Below are 13,789 nucleotides of genomic sequence, written 5' to 3' on the forward strand. Positions count from 1 at the left end.
ACCGAGTCGGGTAGTCCTCCCTTCTGGGCTCAGTTATTCATCCTTGCGTCTCTCGCCTTGATGCTCCTGGGTGTCTTGCTGTATTGGACGGTGATACTCTTTGGTTTTCCGAGGTTCGTGATCGCTCCGCATCATCGGTCCGAGAGGGGAATGCTGCAGCGTAGATAGCGGGTGTGCGGCAGTGTAGATTAGCTATCCCGACATCTGTCACAAAGGAGATGTCGTGTCGTCACATGTCTACTCTTGGCCGTATTGCGGTGGAGAGCGTAGTGCAGTCTTGAGTGGGTGATCCGGGTGGTGGACCTCGGAGCCGGTAGCGAATGACCTTGGCTCAGGTCATTTCGTTAGCCTTGTTGAATTGTGACTGATCAGGCGTTTCCGGGTCTTGGACGGTTGCGTTTGGTGGTCCTTGACCGCGACCAGGGCGGCCGGCGGAACAAGCCAGGTTGCTTGGCCAGCAGAGACGGGTCGATCCCGGCCCGGCCGCGCTTGGCATGTACCCAGACGAGGGTGTACTTGCCGGTGGTGGCCACCTGCACCCAGTGCGGCTTGCCGGCGACCCGCGGCCCGGACTTGTCGGCGTGCACGACGGGCGCGCTGGTCAGCGCGTCGCGGACCTGGTCGACGAACTCCGAGTCGGCCAGGGCGTCCCCGGCGTGGGTGTGAGCGGCGGCGACCGCGCCGACCGACATTGGCACCCCGAACAGATCGCACATGGCCGGTACGAGGGAGTATTCGGCACTTCTGGTGATGCTTCGCTGGAGGAGTAGGCGTCGAGGCAGGCGATCAGGGAAGCGATGGGGAAGACGGGCCATGAATGCTGGCGAGATCCCGGCGGCCCGGTGGTTCACGTCGAGCCGGAGCAACGGACAGAACAACTGTGTCGAGGCGGAGTTCGTTTCTGGCTGACGGCGGCGTGACCCGTACCGCATCCTGCCGCACGGGGTGGTCGGAGTCGTCAGCTACCTGCCGGTCACACAGCGCATCGTCGGGAGGAAGCAGGGCCGGTCAGGGCACGCTGAGTCGGTACGCAGAGTAGGGTCAGCCGCGTGAGCGCGAAGACGTGAACCCGCGTACCGCCGGGCGTCCCCCTGACTCTGCCTGGCGCGCGTGTGAAGGCCGCGAGTGAAAGGCACCCCTGTGACAAGCGTACGGAAGACCCGCGTCGCCATCGTCTTCGGCGGCCGCAGCACCGAGCACGCGATCTCCTGCGTCAGCGCCGGCAGCATCCTCGCCGCCCTGGACACCGACGAGTACGAGATCGTCCCGGTCGGCATCACCCGCGCCGGCCGGTGGGTGCTCACCTCCGGCGACGGCAGCCAGCTGGCCATCACCGACCGGCAACTGCCGGAAATCACCGACCGGTCCGGCGCGGCCGTGGTGCTGCCCGCCGACCCGACCGGCAACGGGATCATGGTGCTCGACCCGGCCGACGGCCCGGCGGCCGCCCTGGCCGGCGTCGACGTCGTCTTCCCCGCCCTGCACGGCGCGTACGGCGAGGACGGCACCATCCAGGGGCTGCTGGAGATGGCCGGCATCCCGTACGTCGGGGCCGGGGTGTTCGCCTCGGCCGCCGCGATGGACAAGGAGTTCACCAAGAAGCTGGCCACCGTCGAGGGCATTCCGACCGGACCGTACGCGGTGCTGCGCGCCGGGGTGAGCCTCAGCGACGCCGACAAGGAGCGCCTCGGCCTGCCGGTGTTCGTCAAGCCGTCCCGGGCCGGTTCGTCGTACGGCATCACCAAGGTCTCCGACTGGGCGGACCTGGACGCCGCGGTCGCCACCGCCCGGGAGATCGACCCGAAGGTGCTGGTCGAGGCGGCGATCGTCGGCCGCGAGGTCGAGTGCGGGGTGATCGAGGGCGAGGCCGGCGGCGGCCCCGAGGCGTCGCTGCTGGCCGAGGTACGGGTGGTCACCGACCACGAGTTCTACGACTTCGAGGCCAAGTACCTGGACAACTCCTGCGAGTACGACATCCCGGCGGCGTTGCCGGCCGACGTCACCCGGCAGGTGCAGGACTACGCCTGCCGGACGTTCACCGCGCTGGACTGCGCCGGCCTGGCCCGGGTCGACTTCTTCGTCACCGACGACAACCAGATCTACCTCAACGAGATCAACACGATGCCGGGCTTCACGCCGACGTCGATGTTCCCCCGGATGTGGTCGGCGGCCGGCCTGGAGTACCCGAAGCTGGTGGACCGGCTGATCCGTACCGCGCTCAACCGGGGGACCGGGCTGCGCTGACCGCCTAGACCCGGCGGCCGGGACCGAGCCCGGCAGGACCGGGATCAGGCGCGGCAGCCGCGCGGGGCGGCGTCCGCGTCGCTGGGCACGGTCTCGATCAGCGTGTCGGCGAACGCGGCCACCCACTGGCCCGGTTCGTCGTACGCCCCGGGCACGCTCACCCGCACCGGAATCTCCCGGTCGACGGTGGTCCACACGGTGGCGTCGGGCTGCTCGGCGGCGTGCCAGCAGACCCCGTCGAGCGCGTACACCAGGTCCGTCGGGGCGAACTCGGCGGGCGGCACCCCGCAGGCGACGGTGATCGGTGGTTCGCCGTACGCGGCGTTCTGCTCCGCGCCGTCGCTGACCCGCCGCTGGCGCAGGTCGCGCAGCGTACCGGGAAGTTGGGACAGCAACGCCCGGCAGACGACCTCGGCGCGGTCGTCCAGTGCGGGAGCGGCCATCTGCACCGGCGTGGTCGGCACCGGCGCGACGGACGCCGACGCCGAGGGCGACGGGTCGGCACCGGCCGGCTGCCCGTCGGCGGAGCCGGCCCGGTTGAGCTGGCTGAACGCGGCCAGCGCCACGATGACGGTCAACGGCAGGGCCACCACGGTGGCCCAGATCGCCGCCTGCCGGGTGGTGCGGTCCGGCCCGCCTGCAGCAGAGCCACCGGTCGCCGGCTGGTCCGCGACCGGCGGATCGTCTGCCGCCGTTTCGGGCGCAGTGGGGTTGAGCTGGTCGTTCACTACAGTCGTACCACCGAACACGTCAGGGTGCGGGTGATGCCCGGCACCATCTGGACCCGGCTGACTATCATCGTCCCGAGTTCGTCCACGGTATGCGCCTCGGTGAGCACGACCACGTCGTACGGCCCGGTCACCGCGTCCACCCGGACCACGCCGGAGATGTCCGCGATCGCGTCAGCGACGTCGCGTGCCTTTCCGACCTCGGTCTGGATGAGGATGTATGCCTGGACCACGACCCGACTCCTATCCGCCGCCCGGGAGCGGCCCGAACGTGAAACTACCGTACGGAGCAGGCCGGATTCATGACGGTGCCCGAGTGGAGACGATGATGAACGAGGTGGACCGGTGAATGTGGCACGGGCGGGTGAATTCGGGCTCATCTCCCGGGTCACCGCGCGGCTACACCCGGGAGCCGCCACGCTGCTCGGCCCCGGCGACGACGCGGCGGTCGTGGCCAGCACCGACAACCGGGTGGTCGCCTCGACGGACGTGCTCGTCGAGGGCCGGCACTTCCGGCGGGACTGGTCCAGCGCGGTCGACGTCGGCCACCGGGCCGCCGCCGCGAACCTCGCCGACATCGTCGCGATGGGGGCGGTGCCGACCGCGCTGCTGGTGGCGCTCTGCGCCCCGCCGGAGACCGACGCCGGCTGGGCCGAGGACCTGGCCGTCGGCCTGTCCGACGAGGCCGCCAAGGTCGGTGCGGCCGTCGTCGGCGGTGACATGTCGGCCAGCCCGACGTTGACGATCGCGGTGACCGCCCTCGGGGACCTGCACGGCGCGGCCCCGGTGCTGCGTAGCGGCGCGCACGCCGGGGACGTGCTGGCCATCGCCGGCCGGCTCGGCTACGCCGCCGCCGGCTACACGGTGCTCTCCCGGGGCTTCCGGTCACCGAAGCTGCTCGTGGAAGCGCATCGACGCCCCGAGGTGCCGTACGCCGCCGGACCGGCCGCCGCGAACGTCGGCGCCAGCGCCATGATCGACATCTCGGACGGGCTGATCGCCGACCTGGGCCACGTCGCCACCGCCAGCGGGGTCGGCATCGACCTGCGGCGGGAGGCGTTCGAGGTGCCGCCGCAGATGCGCGACACCGCCAACGCGCTCGGCGTCGACCCGTACCAGTGGATCTTCGGCGGTGGCGACGATCACGCCCTGGCCGCGACGTTCCCCGAGGATCTGCCGCTGCCGAAGGGGTGGCGGCGGGTCGGCCACGTGGTCAAGGGCGCCGGGGTGACCATCGACGGCCAGCCGTACCAGGGCGCCCCCGGCTGGGAGCACTTCCGCTGAGCCGACACGTGCGCCGAGGGCGCCCGCCGTCGACGGGCGGCAGCACCGCTCGCCGGCCGCACTACCCTTTACCCGTGACTGAACTGCTCTCCACCGGCGTCGAGATTCGCCGGGTCCGCTTCACCGACTCCGTCGCGCAACGCCTGGTCACCGCCGCCCTGGCCGATCTGGGCGCCCGGTACGGCGGCAGCGGCGACGACACCCCGGTCGACCCGGCCCACTTCGACCCGCCCGGCGGGGCGTTCCTCCTCGCCCACCTCGACGGGCAGGCGGTCGGCTGCGCCGGCTGGCGCAGCCACGGCACCTCCGGCGAGGACGCCGAACTGAAGCGGATGTACGTCACCGACGCCGCCCGTGGCCGGGGGGTGGCGCGGGCGCTGCTGGCCGCCGTCGAACGCTCCGCCGCCAGTCAGGGCCGTCGCCGGGTCATCCTGGAGTGCGGCGACAAGCAGCCCGAGGCGATCGCGCTCTACCGCAGTTGCGGGTACGCCCGGATCCCCAACTTCGGCTACTACCGGGACTCGCCGGGCTGCCTCTCCTTCGGCCGGGTGCTCACCAGCGGCTGGTGACCCGTACACCGCCGACTGGTCGACCCGCACCGGTCATGCGGTGACAGACTCGGTCGGTGACAGACGTAGCCGCCGGACCCGGGTGGGTCCGGCGGCTACGGAAGTGTCGGATCGCGGGTGGCGCGCTCAGGCGCCCCGGACCACCTTGCCGGCCTTCAGGCAGGAGGTGCAGGCGTTCACCTTACGGGTGTTGCCGCCACCGGCCGGGGTGCGCACCGTCTGGATGTTCGGGTTCCACCGGCGGTTGGTCTTCTTCTTCGACCACGGCACGTTGTGACCGAAGCCCGGCCCCTTGCCACAGACGTCGCACACGCTAGCCACGGGATACTCCTGGGGATTTGTCGTTCATCAGGTCGCCGGTCGCTGGGACACGGTACGCCCAGACAACCTGCTCAGGTTACCCGATCGGCCCGGCCGCCGACCAATCGCCCCCGACGCCGTACGTCCGCCAGCGCCGCAACCCGGCCCGGTGTCGTCTTCGCGGCGGCTGTCGGCCGGCCCCAGTAGGCTCAGCGCCGTGCTGGACATCCTCGACGCCGCCGCCGTCCGGCGGTGGTGCGCGGATGGGCTGGCCGCCCTGCGCCGCCACCAGGGCGAGATCGACGCGCTCAACGTCTACCCGGTGCCCGACGGCGACACCGGCACCAACCTGGTCCTCACCCTCACCTCGGCGCAGTACGCCCTCGCCCTGGACCTGGACAACTCCTCCGAGGGCGAGCAGACCTCGCACGGGCGGGTGCTGCGGCTGATGGCCCGGGGCGCGCTGCTCGGTGCCCGGGGCAACTCCGGGGTGATCGTGTCGCAGATCCTGCGCGGCATCGCCGACGCGCTCACCGACACCGCCGTCGTGCGCGGGCGGGCCCTCGCCGGAGCGCTGACCGCCGCCGCCGAGGCCGCCTACGCGGCGGTCGCCCGCCCGGTCGAGGGGACCGTGCTCACCGTGGTCGCCGCAGCCGCGCGGGCCGCCGACCGGACCGGCTCCGACGACCTTCCCACCGTGGTACGGGCCGCCGCGTCGGCCGCCCGCGACGCCCTCGCCGCCACCCCGACCCAGCTGCCGGCGCTGGCCCGCGCCGGCGTGGTCGACGCCGGTGGCCGGGGCCTGTGCCTGCTGCTCGACGCCCTGGCCACCGTGGTGGCCGACGCCGCCGACCCGCCACCGCGCCCCGCGCCCGCCGACCCGTCGCCGACCGCCCCCGCCCACGTGCCGGTCAGCGTCCGCGAGCCGGTCACCGTCCGCGAGGCCGGTTCCGACGAGTACGCCTACGAGGTGCAGTACCTGCTCGAGGCGCCCGCCGACGCCGTCGACCGGCTACGGGCCACCCTGTCCGGCATCGGCGACTCGCTGGTCGTCGTCGGCACCGGCGACGACCCTCCGGTGTGGAACGTGCACGTGCACGTCGACGACATCGGCGCCGCCATCGAGGCCGGCGTCGTCGCCGGTCGGCCGTACCAGATCTCGGTCACCCGCTTCGCCGACCAGGCCGCGCCCCCGGTCGCGCCCAGCCGCGCCACGGTCGTGGTCGCCGCCGGCGACGGCCTCGCCGCCCTGTTCACCGGCGAAGGCGCCGTGGCAGTCGGCGGTTCCCCGTCCACCGCCGAACTCCTCGCCGCCGTCCGCGCCACCGGCGCCACCGAAGTCGTGGTGCTGCCCAACGACCCGGACACCCAGGCCGTCGCCGCGCTCGCCGCCCGCGAGGCCGAATCCGGCGGGGTCACCGTCGCCGTCGTGCCGACCCGGTCCCCGGCGCAGGCCCTCGCCGCGCTCGCGGTCCGCGACCCGCAGCGCCGCTTCGCCGACGACGTCATCGCGATGGCCGAGGCCGCCGGTGCCTGCCGGTACGCCGAGGTCTGCCTCGCCGCCCGCGAGGCGCTCACCGTCGCCGGCCGTTGCCGCCCCGGTGACGTCCTCGCCCTGGTCGAGGGCGAGGTGCTGCTGATCGGCACCGACCTGGCCGGCACCTGCCGCAACCTGCTCGACCAGCTGCTCGGCGGCGGCGGGGAGCTGGCCACCCTGATCCTCGGCGCGCAGGCCCCCGACGGTCTCGCCGACGCGCTCACCGCCCACCTGGCCCGCCACTGGCCGTTCGTCGAGGTGCACACCGTCGTCGGCGGCCAGCCGCACTTTCCGCTGCTGGTCGGGATCGAATGACACAGCCGTTGTTGGGGGCCGGATGACGCAGCCATGCACGATGGACACTCCGCTGACGGTCAACCTCGGCGCGAAGACAGCCAAGGCGATGGCCGACCACCTCGACCTGCACACCGTCGGCGACCTGCTCTACCACTTCCCGCGCCGCTACGACCAGCGCGGCGAACACACCGACATCCGCTCGCTGGAGGTGGGGGAGCAGGTCACCGTCCTGGGCCAGGTGCGGCGGACCACCGTACGGCCGATGCGCCAACGGCGCGGCAAACTGCTCGAAGTGGTCGTCGAGGACGGCACCGGCGGCACCCTGACGTTGACCTTCTTCGGCAACCAGGCCTGGCGCGAACGGGACCTGAAACCGGGCCGCTGGGGGCTGTTCGCCGGCAAGGTCACCGAGTTTCGGGGGGTACGCCAACTCAACGGCCCCGAGTACGTGCTGCTCGGCGACGGTGCCGCCGACGGCGAGGTGGCCGCCGAGGAAGGTGCGGAGGAGTTCGCCGGGGCGCTGATCCCGGTCTACCCGGCGGCGGCCGCCGTACCGACCTGGGTGATCGCCCGCTGCGTACGCACCGTGCTGGACGTGCTCACCCCACCCGAGGATCCGATGCCGGCGGGGTTACGGGCCAGCCGCAACCTGCTCGGACTGCACCCGGCGCTGCGGCAGATCCACCGCCCGGCCAGCGACGTCGAGCTGTTCCAGGCCCGCCGGCGACTCAAGTGGGACGAGGCGTTCGCCGTACAGCTGACGTTGGTGCAGCGCAAGCTGCGCGCGGCCGACTGGCCGGCGCGGCCCCGGCCCCGCACCGACGCCGGCCTGCTCGCCGCCTTCGACGCCCGCCTGCCGTACGAGCTGACCGACGGTCAGCGGCGCATCGGCGAGGAGATCGCCGCGGACCTGGCCGCCGCGCACCCGATGCACCGGCTGCTGCAGGGCGAGGTCGGCTCCGGCAAGACCGTCTGCGCGGTACGGGCGATGCTGCAGGTCGTCGACGCCGGCGGGCAGGCGGCGCTGCTCGCCCCGACCGAGGTGCTCGCCGCCCAGCACCACCGGGGCATCCAGGAACTGCTCGGCCCGCTCGGCCGGGCCGGTGAACTCGACGGCGACCCGGCCGGCACCCGGGTGACGCTGGTCACCGGCTCGCTGGGCGCGGCGGCCCGCCGGGCCGCCCTGGACGAGGTCCGCGCCGGCCGCGCCGGCATCGTGATCGGCACCCACGCCCTGCTGTACGAGGGCGTCGACTTCGCCGACCTTGGCCTGGTCGTCGTCGACGAGCAGCACCGGTTCGGGGTGGAGCAGCGGGACGCGCTGCGGGCCAAGGCCGAGCAGCCGCCGCACGTGCTGGTGATGACCGCGACCCCGATCCCGCGCACGGTCGCGATGACCGTCTACGGCGACCTGGAGGTCTCCGCGCTCACCCAACTGCCCGGCGGCCGGTCGCCGATCGCCTCGCACGTGGTGCCGGCCGCGGAGAAGCCGGCGTTCCTGGAACGCGCCTGGCGGCGGGTCCGTGAGGAGGTCGCCGCCGGCCATCAGGCGTACGTGGTCTGCCCGCGCATCGGCGACGCCGCAGGGTCCGGGGCCGGCGCACGGTCCGGGGCCGGCGGATCCGGCGTCGACGAGGAGCCTTCCGGCGACGATCCCGCCGCCGGGGGCGACCCTGGGGCCCGCCGGTCACCGTTGGCGGTGACCGAGGTGGTGCCGCTGTTGGCCGACGGGCCGCTGCACGGGCTGCGGATCGAGATGCTGCACGGCCGGTTGCCGGCCGACGTCAAGGACGCCGTGATGCGTTCCTTCGCCGCCGGTGACGTCGACGTGCTGGTCGCCACGACCGTCGTCGAGGTCGGGGTGAACGTGCCGAACGCCACCGTGATGATCCTGTTGGACGCCGACCGGTTCGGGGTGTCGCAGCTGCACCAGCTGCGGGGTCGGGTCGGTCGGGGTACGGCGGCCGGGCTGTGCCTGCTGGTCACCGACGCCGCCGAGGGTACGCCGGCCCGCGAGCGGTTGGACGCGGTCGCGTCGACCACCGACGGGTTCCGCCTGGCCGAGCTGGACCTGGAGCAGCGCCGCGAAGGCGACGTCCTGGGCGCCACCCAGTCGGGTCGCCGCTCCCACCTGCGGCTGCTGTCGCTGCTGCGCGACGCCGAGCTGATCGGGCAGGCCAGGGCCGAGGCGATCGCGTTGCTCGACGACGATCCGCAGCTGGACCGGTATCCGGCGCTGGCGGCCTGGGTCGGCGCGTTGGTCGACGACGAACGCGCCGAGTACCTCGAAAAGGGCTGACCCGTCTTTCCTTCCCATGATCGCGACGATCTTGCGCTTATCGAGAACTTTTGTCGGCTTTGTCCCTCGATAAGTGCAAGATCGTCGCGATCATGGGCTGTCCGGAGGGTTCGCGATCCGGCGCGGGACATGCGGAAGGGCGCCGACCGGGGGGATGATCGGCGCCCTTCCTAGGGGTGGTGCGGGGGTGGCTGTCAGTCAGTCACGACCCGGTGGGCCGGACTCAGGCGGTGAAGGTGACCCGTCGACGACGCGCCAGGTAGAACAGGCCGCCACCGAGGACCAGCAGCGCGACGGCACCAGCGGCGATCCCGCCCGCGGCGGCACCGGTGACCGGCAGCTCGCCGCCGCCCTCGCCGCCGGTGTCACAGTCCTCCGGCAGCTCCCAGGCGATGGTCTCGTCGAGCTCCCACTCTTCGCTGACCACGTGGACCTCGAAGCCCTCGGCGGCGTCGAACTCGACGACCTCGGTGACACCCGGCTCGACGGTGACGGTCACGACGTCGCCCTCGCTCGGGGTCAGGGTGACGGTGAACGCCTCGCCGTCCTCCGGGTTGGCGAAGCCGACGACCAGCTGGTCACAGGTGGACTCGTAGCCGCCCTCGGGCTCGCCCGGCTCGACGCAGTTCTCCGGCTCGACCCACTCGTAGGGGTCGCCCACCAGCTCCTCACCGTTGGTCACGGTGACCGGGCCGCCGTCGCCGGGAACCTGGATGTCGTCCTTGCTCTGGCCCGGTTCCAGGGTGTACGTCTCGGAGAACTCGCCGGCGGTGACGGTCAGGTCGACCGACTCGGTGGCGTCCTCGCCGTTGCTGACCGTCACCCAGACGGTGCCTTCACAGTCGGACAGGAAGCTGGCCGCCGGGATCACGACCGGGTCCGGCACGTCCGGGGTCGGGGTGACATCGGGCGACGGGCTCGGCGACGGCGACTCGTCCGGCGACGGGCTCGGCGACGGCGATTCGGGGGTGTCGACGGCGCAGTCGCCGCCGAGCTCGATCTCACCCTTGCGGAAGTCCTGCTCGGCGTAGCCGTCGTTCCAGGCGCCCTTGACCGCCAGCGTCGCCTTGGTGGTGGTGCCCGGCACCCGCTGCGTGCCGACGATGGCCTTCCTGACGCTGTACGGGTAGCCGTCCCGGATCGGGGTCCGGGCGATGCCGTCCAGCGTGGTGTCAGCCGGGGTGTGGTAGACCGCGTTCAGCCGGAACTTGGTCGCCCTGAAGTGCCACTCGCTGCGCACACTCCAGGTGATCTCCCACTCCCCGGTCGTGGTGTCGCAGTAGGCGCTGCCGGTCGGCGCGGTGTAGTGGGCGCTGGCGGGGGCGGCCATGACCACCGCACCGACCAGGCCGATCGTCGCGCCGGCCGCGATGGCCAGGGCGCGCCGAAGCGGAGACTTCAGACGGTTCACACGTACTCCTGAGTGAGGGGTTCAGGGCACGGTGCAGGGGCGGACCACCCGCTGGAGAACGACTGACTGGTGGCTGGTGCGACGACTCCCCGCATCGTGCGACCGGCGTGTCCCACCGGTACAGCGCCAGACCTTAGCGGCTCCTGAAGTGCCGTGGTGACCCACAGGACAAGCTAAGGATGATGTTGTCGAGTCGAGACAATCGATATACGCAACGTGCTGTTCTTTGGCGGCATGGGTAGTTTTTGTCGCCTCAATCGTCACTCTCGCAACAGTTGTTAACGCTGGTCAGCGACTCGAAAGTGTCTTTCTGGTCGGATTCGGTGCCGGTACGGAGGATCAGCTAGCGTCCGGGACATGACCGCACCAGGCGCCGCAGGAGTCCGCCACCCATGACCCGGATCATCGCGGGCCGGTACGGGGGCCGGCGCATCGCCGCGCCACCCGGCGAGCAGACCCGCCCCACCTCCGACCGGGTACGCGAGGCGTTGTTCAGCGCCCTCGACGCGATGACCGAGCTGGCCGGGGCGCGGGTCGCCGACCTCTACGCCGGTAGCGGCGCGGTGGGGCTGGAGGCGCTGTCGCGCGGCGCGTCCCACGTACTGCTGGTGGAGTCGGCGCCGCGCGCGGCCCGCACCATCCGGGACAACATCGCCGTGTTGGGCGCCGCCGCCGACGCCAGGTTGGTCGCCGCCAAGGTCGCCACCGTGCTGGCCGAGCCGCCGGAGGGAGCCGGCTACGACGTGGTCTTCGCCGACCCGCCGTACGCGGTGACCGACGCCGAGCTGCAGACGGTGCTGACCCGCCTGGTCGCCGGCGGCTGGCTCGCCCCGCACGCCGTGGTGGTGGTCGAGCGGTCGACCCGGGGGCCGGCGCTGAGCTGGGTGGAAGGCATCACTGCCGAGCGCGGGCGGCGGTACGGCGAGACCATGCTTTGGTACGGTCGGCGATCATGAGACGCGCGGTGTGCCCCGGCTCGTTCGACCCGGTCACCAACGGTCACCTCGACATCATCGGCCGGGCCAGCCGGCTGTTCGACGAGGTCATCGTGGGTGTCCTGATCAATCAGTCCAAGGCGGGGCTGTTCACCATAGATGAGCGGATATCAATGCTCAACGAGGTCACCGCGACGTACCGCAACGTGCGGGTGGCGTCGTTCCGGGGGCTGCTGGTCGACTTCTGCCGGACCCAGCAGGCCGAGGTGGTGGTCAAGGGGCTGCGCGCGGTCAGCGACTTCGACTACGAGTTGCAGATGGCCCAGATGAACATCGGCCTGGCCGGTGTGGAGACCCTGTTCATGCCGACGAACCCGCTGTACTCGTTCCTCTCCTCCAGCCTGGTCAAAGAGGTCGCCAAGTGGGGTGGCGACGTGTCGGCCCACCTGCCTGACGTGGTCTACGACCGGCTGATCGCGCGGGTGACGACCCCGCCGGCGGCGCCGAGCTGACCACGCGCGGTGGGTCTGGCAGCGCTGAGCCGAGCTCACCGGTCGGCGGGGCGACGCGCCGGGCCGGGGGCGGGGATGGACCGCCCGGCACCGGAATCGCATCATTGACGGCAGAGCCGATCGGTCCGGCTGTTGCGATGATGACGTCCTGGCCCGGCCTTGACATCATGTTGGGTCGACCCGCCGACAACAGGGAGTGAGATGCTGGTGGATCCGTTCGACCGCATCGATGAGATCATCGCGATGGTGGAGACCGCGCGGGCGGTGCCGATGTCCCGGAACAACTGCATGCTCGACCGGGCCGAGATGATCGGTGTGCTGGACCAGCTGCGGGCCGAGTTGCCGGGCGACATCCGCCGGGCCGCCGCGCTGCTGGAGGAGCGGGACAAGATCATGGAGGCCGGCAAGCGGGAGGCCGACCGGATCATCAGCGAGGGCGAGGCGGAACACGCCCGGCTGGTCTCGGTCAACGAGATCACCGTCTCCGCCGAGCACGAGGGTGCCCGCATCGTCGCCGAGGCACGTGCCGAGGCGCAGCGGCTGCGGGCCGAGGTCGACGACTACGTCGACACCGCGCTGGCGAACTTCGAGCAGTTCCTGACCCGGGCGCTGGCCTCGATCGAACGCGGCCGCGACAAGATGCACGCGCTGCGGGAGATCGGCACCTTCGCCGGCGGCGAGGAAGGTGAGCGGCCGCTGCCGTTCTAGACCTGTCGTCGCGCCGTACCCGCCAGGTGGCGGGCCCGGCCCGGCCGAGACGGAGCGGCGGCCCGATTCGACGTTGCCACCACCGCTCGGGTAACCTACTTTGTCGGCCTCTACCAGGCCGGAGTCTGACTATGCGCAATCACTCGTCGAACCAACTCAACCCCAGGTCGCCGCTCGTTCTCGATACCCGGGAACTGCCGCGCCGCCCTGGCGCGTTGCGTACCGTGAGCCGGGTGGTACCCGCGCCGGCGGACCTCGGGCTGGAGATGAACGGCGTCCCCGAGGGTGCCGACCTGAGCCTCGACCTGCGGCTCGAGTCGGTCTCCGAAGGGGTCCTCGTCTCCGGGACGGTCAGCGGACCGGTCACCGGCGAGTGCGGGCGGTGCCTGCGCACGATCGACGAGGCGCTGACCGTCACCATCCAGGAGCTGTACGCGTACGAGAACAGCACCACGGACGAGACGACCGACATCGACGAGGTGGGCCGGTTGCAGGGCGATCTGATCGACCTGGAGCCGGCGCTGCGGGACGCGGTGGTGCTGGCGCTGCCGACCAACCCGCTCTGCCGGCTCGACTGTCCCGGGCTGTGCTCCGAATGCGGAGTGCACTGGGACGAGCTGCCGGACGACCACAGCCACCAGGAGGTCGACCCGAGATGGGCCGGCCTGTCGCAACTGACCCGCCAAGAGGAGTAAGAACCGTGGCCGTTCCCAAGCGCCGGATGTCCCGCAGCAACACCCGCTCCCGTCGGTCCCAGTGGAAGACCTCGGCAGTGGTGACCGTGGACTGCCCGCAGTGCAAGTCCGCGAAGCTGCCGCACACCGCCTGCGCCGTCTGCGGCACCTACAACGGCCGCCAGGTCATCGAGGTCTGATCCGGTCGCCGTGACGCCGCCGGTCTCCGACCGGGCGGCGCGGCCCCACTGGCGAACGCCTGGTGCGCCGGCCCGGGAACGGGCCGGCCAG

Annotated in this window: 15 protein-coding genes; 10 read left to right on the forward strand and 5 right to left on the reverse strand. The window is 71.8% G+C overall.

Annotation, left to right across the window (positions count from 1 at the left end):
- Positions 1-368 precede the first annotated feature (368 nt).
- The gene (locus tag O7623_RS29365; protein ID WP_282226170.1) at positions 369-716 is read right to left on the reverse strand and encodes a transposase; all 348 of its coding nucleotides are present in this window, start codon (positions 714-716) and stop codon (positions 369-371) included.
- A 424-nt stretch (positions 717-1,140) separates the two neighbouring features.
- On the opposite strand from O7623_RS29365, the gene O7623_RS29370 reads away from it, so the two are divergent.
- Positions 1,141-2,244, forward strand: coding sequence for a D-alanine--D-alanine ligase family protein (locus O7623_RS29370; RefSeq protein ID WP_282226171.1), 1,104 nt, complete (start codon positions 1,141-1,143; stop codon positions 2,242-2,244).
- Positions 2,245-2,288: 44 nt separating this feature from the next.
- Here the strand turns inward: O7623_RS29370 and O7623_RS29375 are convergent, their stop codons facing one another.
- The gene (locus tag O7623_RS29375) at positions 2,289-2,972 is read right to left on the reverse strand and encodes a DUF3515 domain-containing protein (RefSeq protein WP_282226172.1); all 684 of its coding nucleotides are present in this window, start codon (positions 2,970-2,972) and stop codon (positions 2,289-2,291) included.
- Positions 2,972-3,205, reverse strand: coding sequence for an Lrp/AsnC ligand binding domain-containing protein (locus O7623_RS29380; protein ID WP_123600471.1), 234 nt, complete (start codon positions 3,203-3,205; stop codon positions 2,972-2,974). The genes O7623_RS29375 and O7623_RS29380 overlap by 1 nt, the downstream gene beginning before the upstream one ends.
- Before the next feature lie 112 nt (positions 3,206-3,317).
- Between O7623_RS29380 and O7623_RS29385 the strand changes: the two genes are divergently transcribed.
- Positions 3,318-4,256 (forward strand): thiamine-phosphate kinase, encoded by a 939-nt coding sequence (locus O7623_RS29385; RefSeq protein ID WP_282226173.1) that lies wholly within the window; start codon positions 3,318-3,320, stop codon positions 4,254-4,256.
- Between the two features lie 104 nt (positions 4,257-4,360).
- Positions 4,361-4,825 carry a GNAT family N-acetyltransferase gene (locus O7623_RS29390; RefSeq protein WP_282229639.1) on the forward strand — a complete coding sequence of 155 codons (465 nt, stop codon included), beginning with the start codon at positions 4,361-4,363 and terminating at the stop codon, positions 4,823-4,825.
- 126 nt (positions 4,826-4,951) lie between these two features.
- Here the strand turns inward: O7623_RS29390 and rpmB are convergent, their stop codons facing one another.
- On the reverse strand, positions 4,952-5,146 hold the full coding sequence (gene rpmB, locus O7623_RS29395) for a 50S ribosomal protein L28 (protein ID WP_123600473.1): 195 nt from the start codon (positions 5,144-5,146) through the stop codon (positions 4,952-4,954).
- A 196-nt stretch (positions 5,147-5,342) separates the two neighbouring features.
- Between rpmB and O7623_RS29400 the strand changes: the two genes are divergently transcribed.
- Positions 5,343-6,977 (forward strand): DAK2 domain-containing protein, encoded by a 1,635-nt coding sequence (locus tag O7623_RS29400; protein WP_282226174.1) that lies wholly within the window; start codon positions 5,343-5,345, stop codon positions 6,975-6,977.
- Between the two features lie 22 nt (positions 6,978-6,999).
- Entirely contained in the window at positions 7,000-9,258 is a 2,259-nt protein-coding gene (gene recG / locus O7623_RS29405) for an ATP-dependent DNA helicase RecG (protein ID WP_282226175.1), read from the forward strand.
- A gap of 223 nt (positions 9,259-9,481) precedes the next feature.
- On the opposite strand, the gene O7623_RS29410 is transcribed toward recG, so the two are convergent.
- Complete coding sequence (locus O7623_RS29410) at positions 9,482-10,669, reverse strand: LPXTG cell wall anchor domain-containing protein (RefSeq protein ID WP_282226176.1); 1,188 nt, start codon at positions 10,667-10,669, stop codon at positions 9,482-9,484.
- Between the two features lie 392 nt (positions 10,670-11,061).
- On the opposite strand from O7623_RS29410, the gene rsmD reads away from it, so the two are divergent.
- The 5 genes from rsmD (at position 11,062) to rpmF (ending at position 13,698) form a co-directional block, all read left to right on the forward strand.
- Positions 11,062-11,625 (forward strand): 16S rRNA (guanine(966)-N(2))-methyltransferase RsmD, encoded by a 564-nt coding sequence (gene rsmD / locus O7623_RS29415; protein ID WP_282226177.1) that lies wholly within the window; start codon positions 11,062-11,064, stop codon positions 11,623-11,625.
- Positions 11,622-12,116: a pantetheine-phosphate adenylyltransferase gene (coaD, locus tag O7623_RS29420; protein WP_282226178.1), complete on the forward strand. Its 495-nt coding sequence runs from the start codon at positions 11,622-11,624 to the stop codon at positions 12,114-12,116. The genes rsmD and coaD overlap by 4 nt, the downstream gene beginning before the upstream one ends.
- 207 nt (positions 12,117-12,323) lie before the next feature.
- Positions 12,324-12,824 (forward strand): hypothetical protein, encoded by a 501-nt coding sequence (locus O7623_RS29425; RefSeq protein ID WP_282229640.1) that lies wholly within the window; start codon positions 12,324-12,326, stop codon positions 12,822-12,824.
- Positions 12,825-12,955: 131 nt separating this feature from the next.
- Entirely contained in the window at positions 12,956-13,519 is a 564-nt protein-coding gene (locus O7623_RS29430; protein WP_282226179.1) for a YceD family protein, read from the forward strand.
- A 5-nt stretch (positions 13,520-13,524) separates the two neighbouring features.
- Positions 13,525-13,698 (forward strand): 50S ribosomal protein L32, encoded by a 174-nt coding sequence (gene rpmF / locus O7623_RS29435; protein WP_282226180.1) that lies wholly within the window; start codon positions 13,525-13,527, stop codon positions 13,696-13,698.
- Positions 13,699-13,789: the final 91 nt, after the last annotated feature.

Origin of the sequence: Solwaraspora sp. WMMD791, assembly GCF_029581195.1 — a bacterium.
GTDB lineage: Bacteria > Actinomycetota > Actinomycetes > Mycobacteriales > Micromonosporaceae > Micromonospora_E.